This is a genomic window from Cylindrospermum sp. FACHB-282, from assembly GCF_014697195.1.
Classification (GTDB): domain Bacteria; phylum Cyanobacteriota; class Cyanobacteriia; order Cyanobacteriales; family Nostocaceae; genus Cylindrospermum.
Genome location: NZ_JACJRJ010000063.1, coordinates 1 through 19,950, shown reverse-complemented (window position 1 = coordinate 19,950; position 19,950 = coordinate 1). Strand labels below are relative to the sequence as shown.

Here is a 19,950-nt window from a genome sequence, read left to right as displayed (position 1 = left end):
AATGCTGCGCACCGTACCGTACCATTTACGAGGAGATTTTAGTAATGATGAAAGCCGAAGATATCATGACCAAGGACGTAGTTACCATTCGCGGTTCGGCTACTGTTGCTGAAGCGGTCAAGTTGATGAAAGAAAAAGGATTGCGTGCTCTGGTTGTGGATCGTCGCTATGATAATGATGCCTATGGCATTGTTACAGAAACAGATATTGTCTACAAGATAACAGCTTACGGCAAAGACCCGAAAGCAGTGCGGGTTTACGAAATTATGAGCAAGCCCTGCATTGTCGTCAATCCTGATCTGGGTGTGGAATATGTAGCGCGGTTGTTTGCCAATACAGGAATTCGCAGAGCGCCCGTAATTCAAGGTAAGCTGTTGGGTATTATCTCGGTTACAGATATTCTCACAAAGAGTGACTTTGTGGAAGCTCCCAAAGCGCTGCTGCTGGATGAGAAAATTCAAAAAGCGATCGCAGATGCTCGTGCTACTTGTACCCAAGAAGGAGCTTACTCGAAAGCCTGCGCTACGGCCTGGGATGAGGTAGAAGAACTCCAGGCAGAAGCAGCTCATCAGAAAGCTGAAGGCATGGTATCAGCCAAAGTTTCTTTTGAGAAATACTGTAGGGAAAATCCAGCTGCCCCAGAATGCCGAAGTCATCAGTCTTAATGCAGATATGTTGCATCGGGCAATTTATTTCTTTGAGAAATTGCGGGTACGGTGCTGATTAGCTGCGACGATAAAGTAATCCACAAATTGACACTCCCCGGCATAAATGCACGGGGGTTTTCAGCCAAAATTTTTATATTCCGTATTGCGAACAGGCCAGATGCCTACTATACGGAATATTGAGGATAATTTTTAACCTTACGGGAAGCGGCTTCCTGTAGGGTTGATTTATTTTTGGGCAACCCGCATTAATAGAATTAGACCTATGGCTAACCCAAAAAAGTTGGGCAACCAAGCGCCAACGAAGGGAGAGACGATACCAGCCTGTGCTAAAGCACCACAAACTGACAAAAGTAAGTAGTAACTGAAAATAACTACGACGCTAATGGCAAAACTCGTCCCTCGTCCAGTGCGCTGAGGGATAGTTCCCATAACGGAGCCAACCAAACCAAAAATGACGCATACAAATGGAAAGGCAATTTTTTGTTGAATTCGCACTTCGAGTTTGCGAATTTTTTGCCGATCGCCACTCAGGCGCTCAATTTCTAATCTTTCTAGGGCTTCGACAATATTCATTTCGCCGTAGTCCCGGTTGCTTTCTGCCAGAGTTAAGGGCGTGCGGGGAAGTTGCAGTTGTTGGTGTTCAAACCGCAAAATATTGCGATATGAGCGATCGGCAGCTACTAAATAGATTGTGCCGTTATAAAAATCCCAGACACCTTGTGAGCCATTCCATTGGGCAGATTCGGCGACGATAATTTGATTTAAGTTTTCTGTGGAGCGGTCTATAATTGTCAAGCCTTTCATCCGCTTACCATCAAATTGATCAGCATAAAACAAGCGTGAAAGTATCTTGTTTTTACTACCATCTGGCTGCTTGATCTCCCGGTATTCAGGATAGTAGATATTTTGCTGCTTATAACTTGGTTTGTCTGACCTCACAGCTTGCTCTAAGGTAAGAGTCGCTTGGTAATTTGCGGCTGGTGCAATTTGCTCGTTGAACACAAAGGTCATTACCGTTACCAGAGAACTAAAGATCACAGCCGTTGTCACCATGCGATAGACGCTGACCCCACAGCCACGCAGGGCAACGAGTTCACTTTCGCTAGAAAGACGACTATAGGTCATCAAAGTAGCCAGCAAGGTAGACATGGGGAAAGCATAAGCCATCACAAAGGGCAGCTTTAAGAAAAACACCTTAAAGGCGATCTCTATTGGTAGCCCAGATTCTACAACTTTCCGCAATAATTCAAATAAGCTATCTATTGCCAACACCACAGAAGTAAAAGCCCCGACGCCAAACAAAAACGGCGGCAGTAGCTGCATAATCAAATAACGATCCATGATCGAAAAAGGCAGCAGCGAAGTCAGGCTGTTAAAAAATCTAAACTTCTTAGATAACATAAGCAATTTTAAAATTTAAATATCTGCAACTTAGATCAAACAAAGCTGCGTTCTTTCTTGCGCCTTTGCGCCTTTGCGCGAAACAAAAAATATATAAATACCCCAATTAATTTAATCAAACTAGGCGTGGAAGTTATCACCTAAATAGTATTGACGAACGAGGGGATTACTGTATAGTTCTTCAGCAGTACCAAAAGCGAGAATTTGCCCCTCGCGCATGATGTAGGCCCGGTCAGTGATGGCCAGGGTTTCGCGGACATTGTGATCTGTAATTAATATACCCATACCGCGATCGCGCAATCGCCCGACAATTTGCTGAATTTCCGAAACTGCTATGGGGTCAACACCAGCAAATGGTTCATCTAAAAACAAAAATTTTGGACCTTCTTTCCCAGAAGCCAGGGATCTGGCTAATTCCGTCCGTCGTCGCTCACCACCAGACAGTTGAATACCTTTACTATGAGCTAATTTTTCCAAACGAAACTCCCGCAGTAAAGTTTGCAGTCGCCTTGCCCAATCCCATCGTGGCACATTAGTTTGCTCTAGCACCAGGAGAATATTCTCCTGTACCGAAAGTTGGCGAAAAACACTTGGTTCCTGCGCTAGATAGCCAATGCCTAGCCGCGCCCTTTTGTACATTGGCAATGCCGTAATATCCAGAGTATCTAGCCAGACTCTACCCTGATTGGGTTTTTCTAAGCCTGTGGCTATATAAAAAGTCGTCGTTTTACCTGCTCCATTGGGGCCTAGTAACCCGACGACTTCACCTTGAGCAACAGAAAGGTTAACGCGATTGACAATAACTCTTTTGCCGTAAGATTTATGAATATTCTCTAAAACAATTTTCACGCGAGAAGCACCCTTTATGGTTGGTTGATGCTAATTAGGACGTTTTAAGGCTGGTGTAGCAGCTTGTCCGCTATTACCTGCGTCCTCTACCATGTAGATAGATTCTACCTGACGGTTGGATTGGGGTAAGGCGACAAATTTTCCTTGGTCAATTAAATAAGTCACCTTCTCTGCGCGAATACTATTAGTACCCTGTTGCAAAATATAGACGTTGCCTGTGAAATCAATTCGGCGTTCTTTGCTAAAATATTGTGCTTGAGCAGAAGTTGCCTGAATTTGGCGAGATGGATAAAACATTTGCACGTTACCGCGAGCGGTAATCACTTGAGTTTTGGCGTCATATTCTTGCACATCAGAACGGATGGTGAGGGGACGATTTCCCCCTGATGCTTGTGCAGTAGCGGTTTGCACTTGGGGAGGAAATAAATTTGCGCCCAATAGTGCAACTGGTAGCACCAAAGCTAATCCGAAGCGACGCATTTTTGATTTGGAAAATTGAGAGCAGGGCATCATAGCAAATTTGGGGATTTCGGCTTGTATTTCAATTATGTCAAGTACTGTATCCAGAGATAGAATTTACTGTCTGGAATAATTGCGGATAAGTCTTGGTTCCCTACTGTTGACGCTTTCCTTGGCCTTAAGTTTCGCTACCACCTTAGCTTCTCAGATGTGAAGGCAGAAAGTCTGAGTATTCCACAAAATAAATTATCTGCTCTAAAAAGCTCATCTAAACCTAGTTAACCTGGCTTAGTGTTTTTTTCCTGTCTCAATCAAGGTAGAATGCTACTTTTTATCCACAGGGGTAACTTCAGGTCGAGCCGACCTTACTAGTAACTAGCTCTCACATTTTTTAGGTGGGGATTGACAACTAGGAAACTATTTCCCCATTCCCCAGTCCTGATGCTAAATTATCTACTAGGGAAATTCTCGGCAAGGACAAGGTTTCATTTTCACCAAAATCACCAGCAGCAATTTTGTCTGGGCCTGTTTGTTGTAGTGTCGCCAATAATGCCCAACTCTGATTTAAGAATTCTTCTATATCAATAGAGCCATAAATAGCTGGGTAACGTCGCAGGCGATTAGTACCTTCTCCTAGCAAAATTACTGCTCCTCGCCAATTACCATTACCCAGATGATACAGCGCTACTGCAATTTGCAGAATACCTTGATAAAGGCTTTTTTCTGGCTCGCTGGCTTCAATCCACAGAGCTTCTAAAGTGTCATGACAGGCATAGAACTGTCCAGAATTGAACTGTTCTACGCCTTGCCAAAACTCTTGGGGCATGGTTTGGCTCATCCCATGCTTTCTCGCACTTCTTTGATTGTTTCGAGAGAAATTTCTTGCTGGTCTCCAGCAAATTCATTTTCTGTGGTGAGGAACAACATACAGTGGCATTCTTTGCGTTCTCTCATTGGCACACAGGGACAGTTCCAAAATGTAGCATTCACCTCAGCTTCTTTGTCTTCGTAGTGGCGACAGGGACACAAAGGTGCACCGAGTTCGTCTTTGTGTTTAGCTAGTCCTTCAATTACCACTGCGGTAACAGAAGGCTCAGAACAGAAGTATGTACCAGTACGCTTGGCGTATTGTTCGGAAAAATGCCGCATTGCCTCTAGGCTTTTATCGCTGGATTTTGTGTTAACTTCTGATGAGATCATTAGATCGGCTACTCATAATTTAAATATTTCTTTGCATTGTACCTCAGCCCCACAGGTGTATGACTGGGGATTTTTCCCCAACCTAAGTTTTTAATTTTGATCTACCTTTGCTTAAAGGCTTGTCTGTCTACTGTGCTGGGATCAGAAAACATCTCGGAAATCCCAAAAACTTAACATAATGTAAGTTAAATACAAATTTGCACAAGTCAACATTTGGATTCAATATGAACGCAATGATTGTTGCAACTGGGGTTGCAGCCCTTGCTCAGTTTGCAAGATTATACCAGGATAATCTTTATTGATTACCAGTTGTGCTGGTGGTGCAGAATGATTCTCCCACAATACCCAGCGACTACCCAAAGGCAGAGAAGAGATGCGGAGGGGGTTTTGAGTTAGCCAAATTAAGGGGTAGGTTTCAGGTACGGCGCTGTCGTCTTCTAGGGTGGTGGTTGCAGCTAAGGTTTCGAGAACGTTCCGTTCGCCTTTTACTAAACCTGTGGATGCTGTCCATAGTTGCACTTGCAATTGTTGCCGTTGTGCGTAAAAATACAACGATGCTGCGGTGGTAACTGCTTGTTCAAACTGCTCTTCTTCCCAATTGGCAGCACTATCAAGGGCAATGATGATTTCTTCTCCGCCTGTAATTATTTCTAATTCCCGCACCCGTAATTCCCCGTACCGGGCGCTGGTACGCCAGTGGATGAGACGGGTAGGATCTCCAATGCGGTAGGGACGAAGCGATCGCACTAATCCGGTGGTTGCTGTCTGCAATGGTCTACCACGAGGATCACCTCTCTGGCTATCTTCTTGTCCCATTTCATCGACGAGGGGGCAGGTGCTCAGGGGTAACACTGTGGGATAAACGATGGCTTTGACTGGGCATTTTTGGGGACGACGACACCAGAACAATCCCCAAGGTGCACCTGTACCCAGTTCTGTTGTCTGCCAGCGATAAACACCCCGGCGTTGGCTGGGGTGGGAATATACCCAAGTGTAACTCTCTTGAGGCTGAATTATGGCGATCGCTTTTTTGATTGGTTTTCCCAAAACGAAGGGCAATAAATCCTCAATTTGCAGGTCGGTGACAGGTTGCTGTTTCTGATTGTGGATTTCTAATTCCACTGTCAATTCGTCTCCTGCTGAAACTGGCTGGATGGGACGGCGTTTGACAACTAGACCAGATAGCGATCGCGGTGGTAAGAAAGCTGCTACACCTAAAAGCGCGAAACTGACCCCACTGATGACATACAACCAGCCAGCCATCGTATTAACGGCAGCCCCAAAAAAACAAATAGCAGTTCCGGCTAAGACCCAACCACCATAAGTAGGACTACTAGCGCGAATTTCTAACCAATTAGTAAAGCGTTTAGTAATTTTCATCTTCTCTTTTTAGCTCAAAAAAGGCTGAAATGCACAGAAACAGAATGTAGAGACGAAACAAACCGCTCCAGACGCAGAGGGCGCAGAGGCAGAGAAAAAAGAGAGGTGATGCCTACGGCACGATCCGCGAACATATCTTATTTAGGATTGCTATATAACTTTGTCAGAGCTAGGACTGCTGTGTATGATTAAATTATGGAACTAAGGGAAGATTCATTGATGCAGTGTGTGTAGTTGACTTAAAAATTTATGTTAAATGTAAAAATATGACAATTACTACCAACTTAAAACAACTCTATGAAACCGATGACAATTTATGGCTAGAAGAAACTATTGAGTTATTAAAACAAAAACAGTTTAGCCAACTTGATTTAGAGAACTTAATTGAGGAATTAATAAGCTTGGGTAAAAGAGATTTTGCCAAAGCCAAAAGTCTTTTAAGACAAATCATCATTCATATATTATTACTTCAAGATTGGCAGGTGGAATATGAAAGAAACCATCGTCATTGGATCGGAGAAATTAAAAACTTTAGATATGACTTAAATAATCATATCACCACGAATTTAATGAACAAGCTACAGGATGATTTAGAAAATATTTATCAAAGTGCAGTTGATTTTGTGCAAATTAAAACCGATTTAACTATTTTCCCGGAAAAATCTTCTTACACTCTTGCACAATTAGTAGATGACAATTATTTACCTTAAATATATCAATCTTATCTGATTTATGGGAATTTAGCTTTAGATTTGTTGGATTACAGTATAAAGCTAATTAAATATACTGAATTTCATAGAAAGAATCAAGATTTTATTTATTAGGGTTTAGGTGAATATCATGAAACTAACAAAGATTTCTTGCAAATCATCCAGTAATCCGCAATAGGTACTTTCAAAAATAAATTTTATATTACCGTGATTTTTGACCTACTTTAACAAATGCTGTCTTACCCAACTCCGAAAAGCCTTAAGCGTCGCATTCCTCCCGGCTATTCTACTTTTCTCAAGATATTGGGGAATGACTTCAATTAAGGGTAAATCGGGAAAATTTAAACTTGACTGAGACTCTACATAATTCCCATCTTGTAAAAGATTAATTTTCAATTTACCTTTTTCAAAACGCCAGAGTTCTGACACCTGTAAAGCTTGATAAATATTTGGATGTGTGCGGGAAGTAATATCAATTTCTAAGGCTAAATCTGGTGGAGGATCGATTGTTAAATCTAGTCGCTTTTTCCCGCGAATTAAAGCTTCATTTTTAATATAAAAACATTGGTCAGGTTCTATACCTTTCTCCATAAATTGATTTCTAAACGTAGTAGAACCAAGACTGACAAACTCAACATCTAATTCTTCCAATAATGCCTTAACTAAATCGCTAATAATTTCCTTATCATATTCATGTTCTGGTAATGGAGCCATAATTTCTAATATTCCCCTGTCATAAGCAATTCGCGCTGCACGATGCTCTCCTAATTCTTCAAGAATTGTTTCTAATTCTTGCCAAGTGACATCTTTAAATATTATTCTTTGTCCTGGTGGTACATGAATGCGCTTTAGCTCTAACAACATCATTTCCACTCCTTGCAATTTGAATGTAACTTGATGTGAAATTAGTTCTGATATTGACTCAGAGAAGGTTTTAATTTTATCTTTGTAACCAAGCAAAAACTTCATCAACGCTGAGAATCAAATTCAAATCTTCTAAAACTGGTAAGATATCTTTTCCTGCCAACAAATCTGGTAAACGATTAGGCTGATAAACTAAAATAGAGCGTTCACTGGGATCAATCAACCATCCTAATTGACTGCCATTTCTCAAACAGTGTAAAATATTGCCAGTTACTTTAGTTTGACTTTGTGCAGGGGAAAGAATTTCTATTATCCAAGGGGGTGCGAAATCAATACCACTGCTAATGATATCACCGCTCTCATCCAATGGTATTTGATTAGTAGAAATTACTGCAACATCAGGAAGTACTGAACGATTACCGCAGGTACAGCGCAACTCTGGAAAGGCTTCGTAGTTACTTCCCAAATTATCAATAACTGCAACTAAACGTTTTTGTAAAAGACTGTGTTTACCACCACCCATCGGTTTCTGAATTGCTTCTCCGTTAATATATTCCCAAGCTGGTGATTCTTCAATATAAGGAAGTTGTAAAAACTCCTCTAAAGTCCTGCTCTGCGGAAAAGTAATGTTTCCTTGTGTCAACCCAATATTTTTTATCATCAGGTTTTTAACTTGGGTATGGTGAGTAAATCTTCAATAAAACCTTTGTTCCTTTCTCCGCGTCTCTGCGTCCCTGCGTGAGAAAAAAGAACCTAAAACCTTATAGCAACGCCTTGTCAGTTTAACTAAAAATACCAAAAAAAAATTAGTCTGTCAATATCAATCGCTGAAAAGACAAATCTTCGTAAAATAATTGACAATAGTATCAATAATATTGAGAATAGGGGCTATTTATTGAGAAACAGTTATTTTTACAGATTTTCTAAAAATTGATATAAGGGAAAATTATTAATCTCAAAAGATCAAGAAAGAGGGCGGGGTTTCCCCGCCCCTACGGATTACCGTTTCGCTAATTTCTTCGACATCTTGCGGAGACGAATTGATTGGGGTGTAACTTCCACTAATTCATCTGAGCCGATGTACTCAAGGGCACGTTCTAGACTCATGTCTATGGGTGCTTGCAACTGTACCAGTTCATCGCCACCAGCGGCGCGGTGGTTGGTTAGCTGCTTGGTTTTACAGATGTTCAGTTCTAAGTCTTGGGGGCGATTGTGTTCACCAACAATCATGCCTCTGTAAACTTTAGTGCCGGGAGTGATAAAGAATGAACCTCTATCTTCAGCGTTTCTCATGGCGTAGAAGGTAGAAACGCCTTCTTCAAAGGAGATTAAAACGCCTTTGTTCCGGGCTTCAATTTCGCCACTGAATTGACGGTAGTCGAGGAAGCTGTGATTCATGATGCCTTCACCACGAGTCATCCGCATGAATTCACCCCGGAAACCAATTAAGCCACGGGCAGGAATGACAAACTCTAGTTGGGTGCGATCGCCACTACCAGGTTGCATATCTTGCATTTCGCCTTTGCGTTGTCCTAGGCGTTCGATGCAGCTACCAACACCATCGGCGGGAACGTCCAACACTAGAAGTTCATAAGGTTCGCAAGGTTGACCGTTAACTTCACGGTAAATTACTTGAGGCTGAGATACTTGGAACTCGAAACCTTCCCGGCGCATGGTTTCGATTAAAATACCCAGGTGTAATTCCCCACGACCGGAAACCAGGAATTTATCTGGTGAATCGGTTTCTTCAACCCGCAAGGCGACGTTTGTTTCCAATTCGCGGAATAAGCGATCGCGCACTTGGCGAGAAGTTACCAACTTACCTTCTTGACCAGCAAAGGGAGAATCATTTACCCAGAAGGTCATTTGTAAAGTTGGTTCATCCACTTTAATTAGTGGTAAAGCTTGGGGTTCGTTGGGGTCAGTAATCGTTTCCCCAATATAAGCATCAGCAAAACCAGCCACGGCGACAATATAGCCGGCGGTTGCTTCTTCCATTTCCACCCGCTTCAAGCCTTCAAAGCCCATCAGCTTGGTGATTTTACCCTTGACAATTGTGCCATCTTCTGTTACTAGTGCCGCTTGCTGCCCAGAGCGGATAGTACCATTGTGAATTCTACCAATCACAATCCGCCCCAAATATTCAGAATAATCTAGGGTTGTGACTTGCAATTGCAGGGGCTTGTTGGGGTCACCTACAGGTGCTGGTACATGGCGCAGAATGGCTTCAAATAAGGGTTGCATGTCTACCGCTTCTGCTTCCAAGCTTTCCTTGGCGTAACCTCCCATACCGGAGGCAAACAGATAGGTAAAATCACACTGGTCTTCATCTGCACCTAATTCCAAGAACAGATCGAGAACTTTATCTACAGCAACGTGGGGGTCAGCTTGGCCACGGTCGATTTTGTTGACAACAAGAATGGGGCGCAGACCTTTTTCCAACGCTTTTTTGAGGACAAAGCGCGTTTGGGGCATGGGGCCTTCATTGGCATCAACAATTAGAAGACATCCGTCAACCATGCCGAGTACCCGTTCAACTTCGCCGCCGAAGTCAGCGTGTCCAGGGGTATCAACAATATTAATCAGGGTTTCTTTATAGCGAACCGCTGTATTTTTGGAAAGAATAGTAATTCCTCGTTCCCTTTCTAGGGCATTGGAGTCCATGACGCAATCCGGAACGTCTTCCCCTTCGCGGAAAATGCCGGATTGTTTGAGGAGTGCATCAACGAGGGTGGTTTTGCCGTGGTCAACGTGGGCAATAATGGCGACGTTACGAATTGGGAGCGTCATAGAAGCTTTTTGGGAACTCTTAGAGGGGATTTTTGGATTAACAACTAAATGTTAGGGTGATAGGCTTTTCTAACAGAACTAGGCACGATCAGCAAATTCTGTAAAGAACCTTTAACAATTCTAGCTTATTTGTCACAATTAAGTAAAATTTTGCAACTGCGTTCAAGATCAAAATTTGAGGCGATTTGAAGGGTGTTTTTGGCTGTGAAATATTTACTTGGTAAGGATTCTCAGACTTTTTGGGGAAAGGGTAAATTTAATTAAGCCCCCCATTGGCCCCAAGTACAGAGTTGAGCAATTTCAACGGTTAGGCAAAATTGCTAGAGGATTCGCGTTTAGATGGCGGTGTTATTATTTGAGATGGGCTGTTAATTTTAAATGGCGATCGCCTGAATTTGACAAACAGATGCAATGGGCACTCAGCCCAACCTAGGCGATCACAGTTACCAAAATTTACTTTTGTCAGTCGATACATCCGCCAAGTGTCAACAATGGGTTTGGTCAAGTTACGGATTAAAGAGTTCGCCGCCAGAGAAGGCTGGACACTCAAGGAAGTTTCTGAGCGGTCTAAAGTACCATATAGCACCGTCAAAAGTTATGCCGTGTCTCCGGGAATGGTGATGGCTGATTTAACTGCCTTGCGAAAGTTAGCACGGACTTTTGATGTGTTGATTGAAGATTTGTTTGATGTAGTCGAAGAATAGGTTTACAGGGATTTCCAGGTAAGTAGACCACGCGGTAGGGGCACAGCAATGCTGTGCCCCTACTGGTGTAAACACAATGTAAAGACTTTGTAAGCAATGTCTCTACATTAACTTGTTAGACATTGTTTTTGCGATCGCTTCCAGCGGGCGCTATGCGCCATCGCTTTGCATAGGCATTTACTTAAACACTGTGCCAAAATTAACTTATATCTCTATAAATTTATAAGTAATGGCTTGGCTATCAGGACAGCGATTGCAGGGTGGTAAGTATACCATTGAAAAAGAATTAGGTGAAGGTGGTTTTGGTATAACTTATCGCGCTAGAGATCATAATGGACGCTTCGTTGTCATCAAAACCTTGAATGATTCAATACAACGGCGTTCTGATTTCGCTAAATTTCAGCAGGACTTTCTGAATGAAGCGATTAAATTAGCTAAATGCACTCATCCCCATATTGTCCAAATTCATGAAGTCATTCAAGAAGATTCCCTGTGGTGCATGGTGATGGAATATATTGATGGGGAAGATTTAGGGAATTTGGTTGAAAATCAAGGTGTCTTGTCTGAAGCCGAAGCATTACGATACATTCAGCAAATTGGTGAAGCGCTAACGGTAGTTCACAACAACAGCTTATTGCACAGAGATATCAAACCGCAAAATATCATGTTGCGTTCTAGTAATTCCGAAGCGGTATTAATTGATTTTGGCATCGCGCGAGAGTTTACGCCTAATTTAACTAAAACCCATACAAAAATATTATCTGATGGTTTTGCACCAATTGAACAGTATGGTGCAAGAGCCAAACGGGGTGCTTACACAGATGTTTATGCTTTAGCTGCAACCTTGTATTCTTTATTAACTGGAGAATTACCAACCATAGCACCAATGAGAGCAATTGGTATAGAATTAGAAGAACCGAAAAAGATGAATTCTAGTATTAGTGATAGAGTAAATCAGGCAATAATTAAGGGTATGGAGATAAACCCAGAAAATCGTCCTCAGTCAGTAGAAGATTGGCTAAAATTATTAGGTGTAGAAGTTGCCAGTAAAATTTATTCTGCACCTCCAAAGCAAACCAACTCATTTCCAGTTATATCGTCTCTGAAATCTGATTATTACAAACTGCGTGATTTACTAGCAGATGGAAATTGGAGAGGCGCAAATATAGAAACCAGTAATCTAATGCTTTCTTTAGGTTGTCCCACAAAAGGACGTTGGCTTGATTCTGAATCTATTAAAAAAATTTCTTGTGAAGAATTTCATATAATTGATAAACTATGGATAAATTATAGCAATGGCAAATTTGGTTTTAGTATCCAACATAAAATTTGGGATACTGTGCAAGGAAATGTAGATCAATTTGGCAATCTTGTTGGTTGGCGTGTTAAGCACTCATGGATTCAATATTCTAAATATAATTTCAGCATTAATGCTCCTCATGGACATTTACCCGCTTATCTAGAATTTTTAGGCTTTGTGTGGAAAGATGGCTGGTTTGGTGCTTATTGGGATGGGGATTTAAGTCGTGTTAAGGCTTTAGTATCAAAATGGGAACAGTGTAATATTTAATCTTTTATTCGCACTGACAAGAATAGTTTGATTTCTTTTCGCCTACTTACAATAATCTTTTTAAAGGCAAAGTAAAACCAGCAACAACATCCTCACCGCTCAAAATTGCTGTAGCGGGATATTGAGTAATTGAACCATCCCGACGATACACCAAAGCTTGCTGATTTTGTTGGTCAATTAACCATCCCAACTGGACACCATTAGCAATATATTCTCGCATTTTCGCTTTCAGCTTTTCCAAACTATCATTCTGAGAGCGAATTTCCATGACAAAATCCGGTGCTAAATTGATAAACTTGTCTTCTTGCTCATCCCAACCTGCTGGTAAACGTCCTTTAGCGACAAAAGCAGCATCAGGAGAACGCACAGCAGAATTAGGTAGCCTAAAACCAGTACTGGAACTAAAAACTTCACCCAAATCTTGACTTTCTACCCAAGTTAGTAAATAAGCACCTGCTTTTGCTTCTCTATTTCCTGAAATTCCCCCAGTTGGTGGCATAGTTTCTAAAATTCCCTCAGCATTTCGCTCAAACCGCAATTCTGGGTTTTGCGAACTCATCAGCATTAAGTCTTCATCAGTAACAGTGTATAACGACCGAACTAATACTTCTTCACTGTTCATGGTGATGCGATCGCCAAATGGATAAACTGGATAGATATTTTAATTTTAGGCGGATTTGCAGAAAATGCTATCAGAACGCTTTACCGCAGCCCTTATCTACGCCACCGAACTCCACGCCAAACAGGTGCGTAAAGGCTCAGGAGTCCCCTACATTGCCCATTTATTAGGTGTAGCCAGTATTGCCTTAGAACATGGTGCAAACGAAGAGGAAGCGATCGCCGCTTTATTACATGATGCCATCGAAGACCAAGGCGGTGTTGCCACAAGAGAAGAAATTCGCCAGCGATTTGGTGAAAACGTGACAGCAATTGTTGATGGTTGCACAGACGCCCACACCACACCCAAACCCCCTTGGAAACAGCGCAAAGAAGCTTACATTGCCCATATTCCCACCGCTTCCCCATCAGTGCAGCTAGTATCCGCAGCGGATAAACTCTACAATGCTCAGTCAATTCTCAAAGATTATCGCCTTGTTGGTGAAACACTGTGGGAACGCTTTCAGGGCGGTAGAGTGGGGACACTGTGGTATTATCGGGCGCTGGTAGATGCTTTCAACAAAACTAAAGTAACTCCCCTGGTGGAAGAATTAGAACGGGTGGTTTTAGAATTAGAGATGTTGACAAACCTAAAACTTCCACGTTGACAAAAAATGATAAATATGTTATCTGGTTTCATTCATTGAAAGTCCTATAGATTGTGCGTTAGGGAACGCACACTACGGAAAGTCAGTCCTAAAACCATAAAAAATGAAGGATGAAGGCTGAACCATTTCATACTTCACACTTCAAATTTGGTTGATCAGAGTCCTGTGTTTGTTAGCGAAACAAACTACTGAGTGAACTATCTTCATGAATCCGCCAGATGGCTTCTCCCAGAAGATTAGCCACTGAAAGCACCACTAATTGTGGAAAATGATCGTTTTCGGGGATAGGAATTGTATTAGTGACGATAACTTCCTCAAATAAGCCACTTGACAACCGCTCAATTGCAGGGGGAGAGAACACCGCATGAGTTGCACAGGCATATACCTGACTTGCTCCTTCCTCCCGCAATAATCGCGCTCCCTCTGCAATCGTACCGCCGGTATCGATCATGTCATCTACCAACACAGCTGTTTTGCCCTTGACATCACCGATAACATTCATCACTTCGGCCACATTATGAGCCTGACGACGTTTATCAATAATTGCTAATGGCGCATCATTCAGCTTTTTAGCAAATGCTCTAGCCCTTGCTACACCGCCAACATCGGGAGAAACAACCACAATGTCTTGTAGTTCTTTACTCGCCAGATAATCCAGCAGTACTGGTGAACCGTAAACATGATCAAAGGGGATATCGAAATATCCCTGAATTTGAGCTGCGTGTAAATCCATTGCTAGAACACGGTTAGCCCCTGCTTGAGTGATCAGGTTAGCAACCAGCTTGGCAGTGATTGACTCTCGTCCAGCGGTTTTGCGATCGGCGCGAGCATAACCATAATATGGCAGCACCGCTGTGATCTGTCGCGCGGAAGCCCGACGACAGGCGTCAACCATAATCAATAATTCCATCAAGTGATCGTTGACGGGTTGACAAGTTGGCTGGACTAAATAGACATCACAACCCCGAATCGATTCCTGGATTTGAATATAGAGCTCTCCATCCGCAAATCTTTTGCGAATCATTGGCCCCAAGTCCATCCCCAGATAACGAGCGACTTCTTGAGACAGTGGTATATTGGCAGAGCCAGAAAATAACCGCAGACGATGATTTTCAGACATTCCTGTGGTAACTGGCTGAACTTTTAACGTTGCAGAACTGAGCACAGCAGCCCCTCGATGTGCATTCATGGCAATATTATCATCAGAGATTTAGCAGATTTAACCGAAATAGCCTAAAAAAACATCTGTAAGTTTTGTTGAAACTTTCACACAAACTTTAATCATTTCTCAATAAAATTAACATTGCGTTAATTTTTTAGTCCTGATGGCAAACAAACCATTGATAGCTTAACTGACATCAAGTCTGTCCACTAGCTGATTCGGGGAAATTTTTTAGGTTGAGGTAAACAACGCAAATCTAAAAAAATTGGTGTGCTAGATTACTAATTTTACCCGCTTATTTCATAACTGACAGCAACCTATTCACAGATTGAGTAAAAACTCAACTGCCCTATGCAACCACCCATTACAGTTGGTACTGTCCTACAAAACCGTTATCGCATCGTTCAAACTCTCGGACAGGGGGGATTTGGTAGAACCTATCTGGTAGAAGACCAGAGGCGCTTTAATGAACTTTGCGCGATTAAGGAATTGACTCTGACAGCGTCGGGGTCTTTCGCTCTGGAAAAGGCACAAGAGCTTTTTCTGCGAGAGTCGGCTATTTTGTATCAAATTAATCATCCGCAAGTCCCTAAATTCCGGGAGAGATTTGAACAAGACGATCGCTTGTTTTTGGTAGAAGACTATGTTGCAGGTAAGACATACCGCACTCTGCTGGCTGAACGTCAAGCTGTAGGGCAAGCCTTCACCGAGGCGGAAGTATTGCAGTGGCTGATATCTTTGTTACCCGTTTTAGAGCATATTCACAGTCTGGGGATTATTCACCGGGACATTTCACCAGAAAATATTATTTTGCGAGATGGTGACGGCAAACCAGTGTTAATCGACTTTGGGGTGGTGAAAGAATTAGCAACAAAATTCCAATCCCCAGACACAACACCAGTAACCTCGGTGGGTAAATTAGGCTATTCTCCCAGTGAGCAAATGCAAACAGGGCGAGTTTATCCTAGTAGTGACTTGTATGCTTTAGGGGTAACGGCGATAGTTTTGCTGACTGGTAAAGAAGCAACGGCGCTGTTTGATGAAACCCAATTATCTTGGAATTGGCAGCGGTGGGTGAGAGTTAATCCCCGATTTGCCGAAGTTTTGCAGCGGATGTTGAATTATAAACCAGGCGATCGCTATCAAACTGCTGGAGATGTGATCGAAGCGCTGCAATTTTTAAATCAACCTCATGTCTCTATCCCTGTATCCCACCTGCAAACTATGGCTGTGGGTCATCGCCCTGACCCATTACCACCTTCATCTTTACCCAACAAACCCAATCCTGTCATTCCACCTAGTCGCAATGGTTCAATTTTAGATAGCCCGTTGGCGGTTGGGGCAATTGGTAGCGCTGTAGTGATTCTAGCGGGATTAGGTTCTTGGGCCCTGGTGAATTCAATCCGCAGTCAATCAAAAACAACACCAGAAGCAGCACCACCACAAAATTTTCCTTCACCAGTTGTTTCTGGTACTACAACACCGACATTCACACCGACACCGACACCCACGCCGACACCGACACCGACACCGACACCGACACCGACACCGACACCTACCAAAATTGAACCTGTTGTGTTTAATAAGCGCCTCAATTTAGGAACATCTAACACAACTAAGGTAGATGATACTCTCAAAGCCAATCAAATAATTCGGTACGCCTTTATTGGAGAAGCAGGGCAAAAGTTAACTGCGTCTGTTGACCAAGGAAGCGGAATTTTATTAACTATCTTAAGTTCTAATCGCCAACCGATTGATAATCAGTCTCAAGAAGTTCCAGCTTATGAAGGAATATTGCCTTTAACTGGTAAATATACTATTCAATTAAGTTTGGCTCCATCGATTGCCGCAAGTGACTATAGCCTAAATGTTGCCTTAGAAAACCCAGTTAAAGCAACGCCAACACCAACACCAACGCCAACACCAACGCCAACACCAACGCCAACTACTAGCGAAGAACCACAGAACCCACCAACTGACATAACACCAACACCAGAAACTGGTGAAATAAATTCACCCTAAATTAAGCAGGATCTATGGCATCCTCTACAATGAGCGAAAAAGAATCATGAACAAATGCCTGAATGTATTTATGGTTAACGTAGAAATAATTTTGCCCCCGTAAGCACTCATTGACAAAGTGTCCTTGTTCAGAGCAACTAAATTTATTTATAATTGATTGATGCTCAATGACTTGATAAGTAATAACTCTTCTAAAATAGTTTGAACACACTACTAATTACGGGAACTGATACAGGGGCTGGAAAAACGGTTTTAACAACAGCCTTAGCAGCCTATTGGCAAAAATATTATCCCCAGCGTAGCTGGGGACTGATGAAACCAATTCAAGCAGGAATAGGCGATCGCGAATGGTATCAAAATCTGTTTGCACTGGAGCAATCTGCCGAAGAAATTACCCCTTTGTACTTTGAAGCACCCCTGGCTCCTCCCATAGCTGCAGCCAAAGAAAATCGCCTTGTGGATTTAGCTGTAGTTTGGCAAGCTTTAACAGCCCTGCAAAAGCGTCGTGAGTTCGTTTTGGTAGAAGCATTGGGCGGTTTAGGCTCACCCATCACCAAGGAGTTAACAGTAGCCGATTTGGCGGGAGAATGGCGTTTACCGACACTTTTGGTAGTACCAGTGAGGTTGGGTGCGATCGCCCAAGCCGTGGCGAATGTAGCACTAGCTAGACAAAAACGGGTGAAACTCCAAGGCATCATTCTCAACTGTGTTCAACCCCGCACGGAAGCAGAAATAGCTGACTGGACACCACCAGAATTAATTCAATCACTAACTAACATCCCCGTTTTAGGCTGCTTACCCCATCTAGATAACCTCACTGATTTGGACAAACTCGCCCAAGCAGCATCCAATTTAGATTGGGAAACATTACATTTTCAAAACGCCTAAACTAGGGAAATAACCTAAATTAGCTTAGTTTCACTAGCTAGTCTTCCTCATGGTTTCCACATTTCCTACCAATTCCGCTGCTGTAGACCTAACTCCCTTGCGACTCTCGATCCGCTCATTGCAACCGCAATTAGTAGAGTGGCGACGGCGACTCCATCAACAACCAGAGTTAGGTTTTCAAGAAAAACTGACATCTGAATTTGTCGCCCACAAGTTGCAAGAATGGGGAATTGACCATGAAACTGGCATAGCCCAAACTGGTATTGTTGCCACTATCAAAGGTAATAAACCTGGTGCTGAGAAAGTTTTGGCAATTCGGGCAGATATGGATGCTTTGCCAATTCAAGAACTTAATCAAGTGCCCTATCGCTCACAGCATGACGGAGTGATGCACGCTTGTGGACATGATGGACATACTGCGATCGCCTTAGGTACAGCTTATTATCTTCAACAGCATCGCCAAGACTTTGCCGGCATCGTCAAAATTATCTTTCAGCCAGCCGAAGAAGGTCCGGGAGGCGCAAAACCGATGATTGAGGCTGGGGTACTGAAAAACCCTGATGTAGATGCAATTATCGGTTTGCACCTGTGGAATAATCTGCCATTGGGGACAGTGGGTATCCGTGCTGGCGCCTTGATGGCGGCGGTAGAATGCTTTAACTGCACAATTTTAGGTAAAGGTGGACATGGTGCAATGCCCCATCAAACCATTGATTCGATTGTCGTAGCTGCCCAAATAGTCAATGCCCTACAAACTATTGTCGCTCGCAACGTCAACCCCTTAGATTCGGCAGTGGTGACAGTGGGGGAACTTCATGCTGGAACCACGTGCAACGTGATTGCTGACACAGCCCGGATGAGTGGCACCATCAGGTATTTTAACCCTGATTTCACCGGCTTTTTTAAACAGCGAATCGAGCAGGTTATAGCTGGAGTTTGCCAGAGTCATGGGGCAAAATATAACTTTGATTACTGCAATCTATATCCACCAGTAATTAATGATGCTGATATCGCGGCCCTGGTGCAGTCCGTTGCAGAAGAAGTCATCGAAACTCCTGTAGGTGTCGTGCCAGAATGCCAAACTATGGGCGGTGAAGATATGTCATTTTTCTTACAAGAAATTCCTGGTTGTTACTTCTTCCTCGGTTCTGCCAACCCAGCCCAAGACTTAGCCTATCCCCATCATCATCCCCGGTTTGACTTTGATGAAACCGCCTTGGCTATGGGTGTAGAAATTTTTGTCCGTTCCGTGGAAAAATTCTGCGCTTAACAAAATAGCCGCCAGATTGTGCTGTTGAGCGGAACGTGGATTTTTGACACTCCCCGCTCTAAAGAGACGGGGATTCTTGGTTCAACGAGACCACTTAAACTAGATTCCTTACCTCCCTATCAGGTAGGTGAGAGGCTTCTACTTTTTAAGCTAAATACGATCCCAATAAAGTCTTAAAATACTGTTAATTTCTGCTCAACCTCTCGTCCTTCAATTTATAAGCACTACCGCTCAACCAAACCTACTCAAACTTACTCAAAGTTTGAAAGTCTAGTCACTCGTAGTGGATCAACCACCACAGGGTTAAACGGCAAACCCTTTATTCCTTGGTCAAAGACATCAGGAATTACTTTTCTGATAATATTAAATGACCCATTAATATCGGCATTTAATAACCTACTATCCCCGGTTTTATACAATCCTCTCGCTATTCTTTTTCCCTGAAAGACAGGTTTTTTATCCCCATATTTAGGTAAATCATCCCCATCTAAAGCACTGGCTTGAGATGTATAGGATTCTTCTGTAATGATTACTTTTATTCCTTTTAATTGGGCTTTATACGTTAACATTTCTATTAACCTATAATGTGGAATGTTCACAAATTGTTGATTGTTCTTTCTGCCCAAATTGATTTCTTGTTTCCAAGTAACATTATGTCCAATAACCAGGATTCCTATTTGATGCTGCACACACCAATCTATTACTCTTTTACTTGCTGTATGTAGATAATTCTCTACTCGACAGTTTC

20 protein-coding genes are annotated in these 19,950 nt (G+C 42.6%); 8 read left to right on the top strand and 12 right to left on the bottom strand.

Features of this window, described 5'->3' with window-relative positions; all coding sequences use genetic code 11:
* Nucleotides 1–44 precede the first annotated feature (44 nt).
* The gene (locus tag H6G32_RS23585) at nucleotides 45–665 is read left to right on the top strand and encodes a CBS domain-containing protein (protein ID WP_190462740.1); all 621 of its coding nucleotides are present in this window, start codon (nucleotides 45–47) and stop codon (nucleotides 663–665) included.
* A gap of 228 nt (nucleotides 666–893) precedes the next feature.
* On the opposite strand, the gene H6G32_RS23580 is transcribed toward H6G32_RS23585, so the two are convergent.
* From H6G32_RS23580 to H6G32_RS23555, 6 genes are all read right to left on the bottom strand, one after another.
* Nucleotides 894–2,009, bottom strand: a complete 1,116-nt coding sequence (locus tag H6G32_RS23580; RefSeq protein WP_190462738.1) for an LptF/LptG family permease — start codon at nucleotides 2,007–2,009, stop codon at nucleotides 894–896.
* A gap of 180 nt (nucleotides 2,010–2,189) precedes the next feature.
* A complete protein-coding gene (lptB, locus tag H6G32_RS23575) occupies nucleotides 2,190–2,918 on the bottom strand; it encodes an LPS export ABC transporter ATP-binding protein (protein ID WP_190462737.1) in 729 nt (242 codons plus the stop codon).
* Nucleotides 2,919–2,948: 30 nt separating this feature from the next.
* Nucleotides 2,949–3,431 (bottom strand): LptA/OstA family protein, encoded by a 483-nt coding sequence (locus tag H6G32_RS23570; protein WP_190462735.1) that lies wholly within the window; start codon nucleotides 3,429–3,431, stop codon nucleotides 2,949–2,951.
* Between the two features lie 355 nt (nucleotides 3,432–3,786).
* Nucleotides 3,787–4,215, bottom strand: coding sequence for a DUF309 domain-containing protein (locus tag H6G32_RS23565; protein WP_190462733.1), 429 nt, complete (start codon nucleotides 4,213–4,215; stop codon nucleotides 3,787–3,789).
* Nucleotides 4,212–4,577 carry a ferredoxin thioredoxin reductase catalytic beta subunit gene (locus H6G32_RS23560; protein ID WP_190462731.1) on the bottom strand — a complete coding sequence of 122 codons (366 nt, stop codon included), beginning with the start codon at nucleotides 4,575–4,577 and terminating at the stop codon, nucleotides 4,212–4,214. The genes H6G32_RS23565 and H6G32_RS23560 overlap by 4 nt, the downstream gene beginning before the upstream one ends.
* Before the next feature lie 219 nt (nucleotides 4,578–4,796).
* Nucleotides 4,797–5,957, bottom strand: a complete 1,161-nt coding sequence (locus H6G32_RS23555) for a DUF58 domain-containing protein (RefSeq protein WP_190462729.1) — start codon at nucleotides 5,955–5,957, stop codon at nucleotides 4,797–4,799.
* 266 nt (nucleotides 5,958–6,223) lie between these two features.
* Here H6G32_RS23555 and H6G32_RS23550 point away from each other — a divergent pair, with 266 nt between their 5' ends.
* Nucleotides 6,224–6,667, top strand: coding sequence for a DUF29 domain-containing protein (locus tag H6G32_RS23550; protein WP_190462727.1), 444 nt, complete (start codon nucleotides 6,224–6,226; stop codon nucleotides 6,665–6,667).
* 219 nt (nucleotides 6,668–6,886) lie between these two features.
* Here the strand turns inward: H6G32_RS23550 and H6G32_RS23545 are convergent, their stop codons facing one another.
* The 3 genes from H6G32_RS23545 to typA all read right to left on the bottom strand — a co-directional run bounded on the left by H6G32_RS23545 (nucleotide 6,887) and on the right by typA (nucleotide 10,321).
* On the bottom strand, nucleotides 6,887–7,531 hold the full coding sequence (locus H6G32_RS23545; RefSeq protein WP_190462759.1) for a Uma2 family endonuclease: 645 nt from the start codon (nucleotides 7,529–7,531) through the stop codon (nucleotides 6,887–6,889).
* A 76-nt stretch (nucleotides 7,532–7,607) separates the two neighbouring features.
* On the bottom strand, nucleotides 7,608–8,192 hold the full coding sequence (locus tag H6G32_RS23540) for a Uma2 family endonuclease (protein ID WP_190462725.1): 585 nt from the start codon (nucleotides 8,190–8,192) through the stop codon (nucleotides 7,608–7,610).
* A 338-nt stretch (nucleotides 8,193–8,530) separates the two neighbouring features.
* A complete protein-coding gene (gene typA, locus H6G32_RS23535) occupies nucleotides 8,531–10,321 on the bottom strand; it encodes a translational GTPase TypA (protein ID WP_190462723.1) in 1,791 nt (596 codons plus the stop codon).
* Between the two features lie 491 nt (nucleotides 10,322–10,812).
* Between typA and H6G32_RS23530 the strand changes: the two genes are divergently transcribed.
* Together H6G32_RS23530 and H6G32_RS23525 are read left to right on the top strand one after the other, a co-directional pair.
* On the top strand, nucleotides 10,813–11,025 hold the full coding sequence (locus H6G32_RS23530) for a helix-turn-helix domain-containing protein (protein WP_190462721.1): 213 nt from the start codon (nucleotides 10,813–10,815) through the stop codon (nucleotides 11,023–11,025).
* 229 nt (nucleotides 11,026–11,254) lie between these two features.
* Nucleotides 11,255–12,595, top strand: a complete 1,341-nt coding sequence (locus H6G32_RS23525; RefSeq protein ID WP_190462720.1) for a serine/threonine-protein kinase — start codon at nucleotides 11,255–11,257, stop codon at nucleotides 12,593–12,595.
* A 46-nt stretch (nucleotides 12,596–12,641) separates the two neighbouring features.
* Here H6G32_RS23525 and H6G32_RS23520 read toward each other — a convergent pair whose 3' ends face one another.
* Nucleotides 12,642–13,217 carry a Uma2 family endonuclease gene (locus H6G32_RS23520; RefSeq protein ID WP_190462718.1) on the bottom strand — a complete coding sequence of 192 codons (576 nt, stop codon included), beginning with the start codon at nucleotides 13,215–13,217 and terminating at the stop codon, nucleotides 12,642–12,644.
* A 64-nt stretch (nucleotides 13,218–13,281) separates the two neighbouring features.
* On the opposite strand from H6G32_RS23520, the gene H6G32_RS23515 reads away from it, so the two are divergent.
* On the top strand, nucleotides 13,282–13,860 hold the full coding sequence (locus H6G32_RS23515) for an HD domain-containing protein (RefSeq protein WP_190462716.1): 579 nt from the start codon (nucleotides 13,282–13,284) through the stop codon (nucleotides 13,858–13,860).
* 172 nt (nucleotides 13,861–14,032) lie between these two features.
* Here H6G32_RS23515 and H6G32_RS23510 read toward each other — a convergent pair whose 3' ends face one another.
* Nucleotides 14,033–15,049 carry a ribose-phosphate pyrophosphokinase gene (locus H6G32_RS23510; RefSeq protein WP_190462714.1) on the bottom strand — a complete coding sequence of 339 codons (1,017 nt, stop codon included), beginning with the start codon at nucleotides 15,047–15,049 and terminating at the stop codon, nucleotides 14,033–14,035.
* 324 nt (nucleotides 15,050–15,373) lie between these two features.
* Here H6G32_RS23510 and H6G32_RS23505 point away from each other — a divergent pair, with 324 nt between their 5' ends.
* The 3 genes from H6G32_RS23505 (at nucleotide 15,374) to H6G32_RS23495 (ending at nucleotide 19,202) form a co-directional block, all read left to right on the top strand.
* Nucleotides 15,374–17,044, top strand: coding sequence for a serine/threonine-protein kinase (locus H6G32_RS23505; protein ID WP_190462712.1), 1,671 nt, complete (start codon nucleotides 15,374–15,376; stop codon nucleotides 17,042–17,044).
* Nucleotides 17,045–17,245: 201 nt separating this feature from the next.
* Nucleotides 17,246–17,932 (top strand): dethiobiotin synthase, encoded by a 687-nt coding sequence (bioD, locus tag H6G32_RS23500; RefSeq protein WP_190462709.1) that lies wholly within the window; start codon nucleotides 17,246–17,248, stop codon nucleotides 17,930–17,932.
* A gap of 49 nt (nucleotides 17,933–17,981) precedes the next feature.
* Nucleotides 17,982–19,202, top strand: a complete 1,221-nt coding sequence (locus H6G32_RS23495; protein WP_190462707.1) for a M20 family metallopeptidase — start codon at nucleotides 17,982–17,984, stop codon at nucleotides 19,200–19,202.
* 251 nt (nucleotides 19,203–19,453) lie between these two features.
* Here H6G32_RS23495 and H6G32_RS23490 read toward each other — a convergent pair.
* A partial coding sequence (locus H6G32_RS23490) for an IS200/IS605 family accessory protein TnpB-related protein (RefSeq protein WP_190462706.1) occupies nucleotides 19,454–19,950 on the bottom strand: 497 nt, incomplete at its 5' end.

What these genes read in the sequence shown, in the direction of transcription:
- typA (WP_190462723.1), bottom strand. Translation starts at nt 10,321, where the DNA reads ATGACGCTCCCAATTCGTAACGTCGCCATTATTGCCCACGTTGACCAC.
- H6G32_RS23530 (WP_190462721.1), top strand. Translation starts at nt 10,813, where the DNA reads ATGGGTTTGGTCAAGTTACGGATTAAAGAGTTCGCCGCCAGAGAAGGC.
- H6G32_RS23565 (WP_190462733.1), bottom strand. Translation starts at nt 4,215, where the DNA reads ATGAGCCAAACCATGCCCCAAGAGTTTTGGCAAGGCGTAGAACAGTTC.
- H6G32_RS23555 (WP_190462729.1), bottom strand. Translation starts at nt 5,957, where the DNA reads ATGAAAATTACTAAACGCTTTACTAATTGGTTAGAAATTCGCGCTAGT.
- H6G32_RS23570 (WP_190462735.1), bottom strand. Translation starts at nt 3,431, where the DNA reads ATGATGCCCTGCTCTCAATTTTCCAAATCAAAAATGCGTCGCTTCGGA.
- H6G32_RS23495 (WP_190462707.1), top strand. Translation starts at nt 17,982, where the DNA reads ATGGTTTCCACATTTCCTACCAATTCCGCTGCTGTAGACCTAACTCCC.
- H6G32_RS23510 (WP_190462714.1), bottom strand. Translation starts at nt 15,049, where the DNA reads ATGAATGCACATCGAGGGGCTGCTGTGCTCAGTTCTGCAACGTTAAAA.
- H6G32_RS23525 (WP_190462720.1), top strand. Translation starts at nt 11,255, where the DNA reads ATGGCTTGGCTATCAGGACAGCGATTGCAGGGTGGTAAGTATACCATT.
- H6G32_RS23585 (WP_190462740.1), top strand. Translation starts at nt 45, where the DNA reads ATGATGAAAGCCGAAGATATCATGACCAAGGACGTAGTTACCATTCGC.
- H6G32_RS23560 (WP_190462731.1), bottom strand. Translation starts at nt 4,577, where the DNA reads ATGATCTCATCAGAAGTTAACACAAAATCCAGCGATAAAAGCCTAGAG.
- H6G32_RS23515 (WP_190462716.1), top strand. Translation starts at nt 13,282, where the DNA reads ATGCTATCAGAACGCTTTACCGCAGCCCTTATCTACGCCACCGAACTC.
- H6G32_RS23545 (WP_190462759.1), bottom strand. Translation starts at nt 7,531, where the DNA reads ATGTTGTTAGAGCTAAAGCGCATTCATGTACCACCAGGACAAAGAATA.
- H6G32_RS23580 (WP_190462738.1), bottom strand. Translation starts at nt 2,009, where the DNA reads ATGGATCGTTATTTGATTATGCAGCTACTGCCGCCGTTTTTGTTTGGC.
- H6G32_RS23520 (WP_190462718.1), bottom strand. Translation starts at nt 13,217, where the DNA reads ATGAACAGTGAAGAAGTATTAGTTCGGTCGTTATACACTGTTACTGAT.
- H6G32_RS23540 (WP_190462725.1), bottom strand. Translation starts at nt 8,192, where the DNA reads ATGATAAAAAATATTGGGTTGACACAAGGAAACATTACTTTTCCGCAG.
- H6G32_RS23550 (WP_190462727.1), top strand. Translation starts at nt 6,224, where the DNA reads ATGACAATTACTACCAACTTAAAACAACTCTATGAAACCGATGACAAT.
- H6G32_RS23505 (WP_190462712.1), top strand. Translation starts at nt 15,374, where the DNA reads ATGCAACCACCCATTACAGTTGGTACTGTCCTACAAAACCGTTATCGC.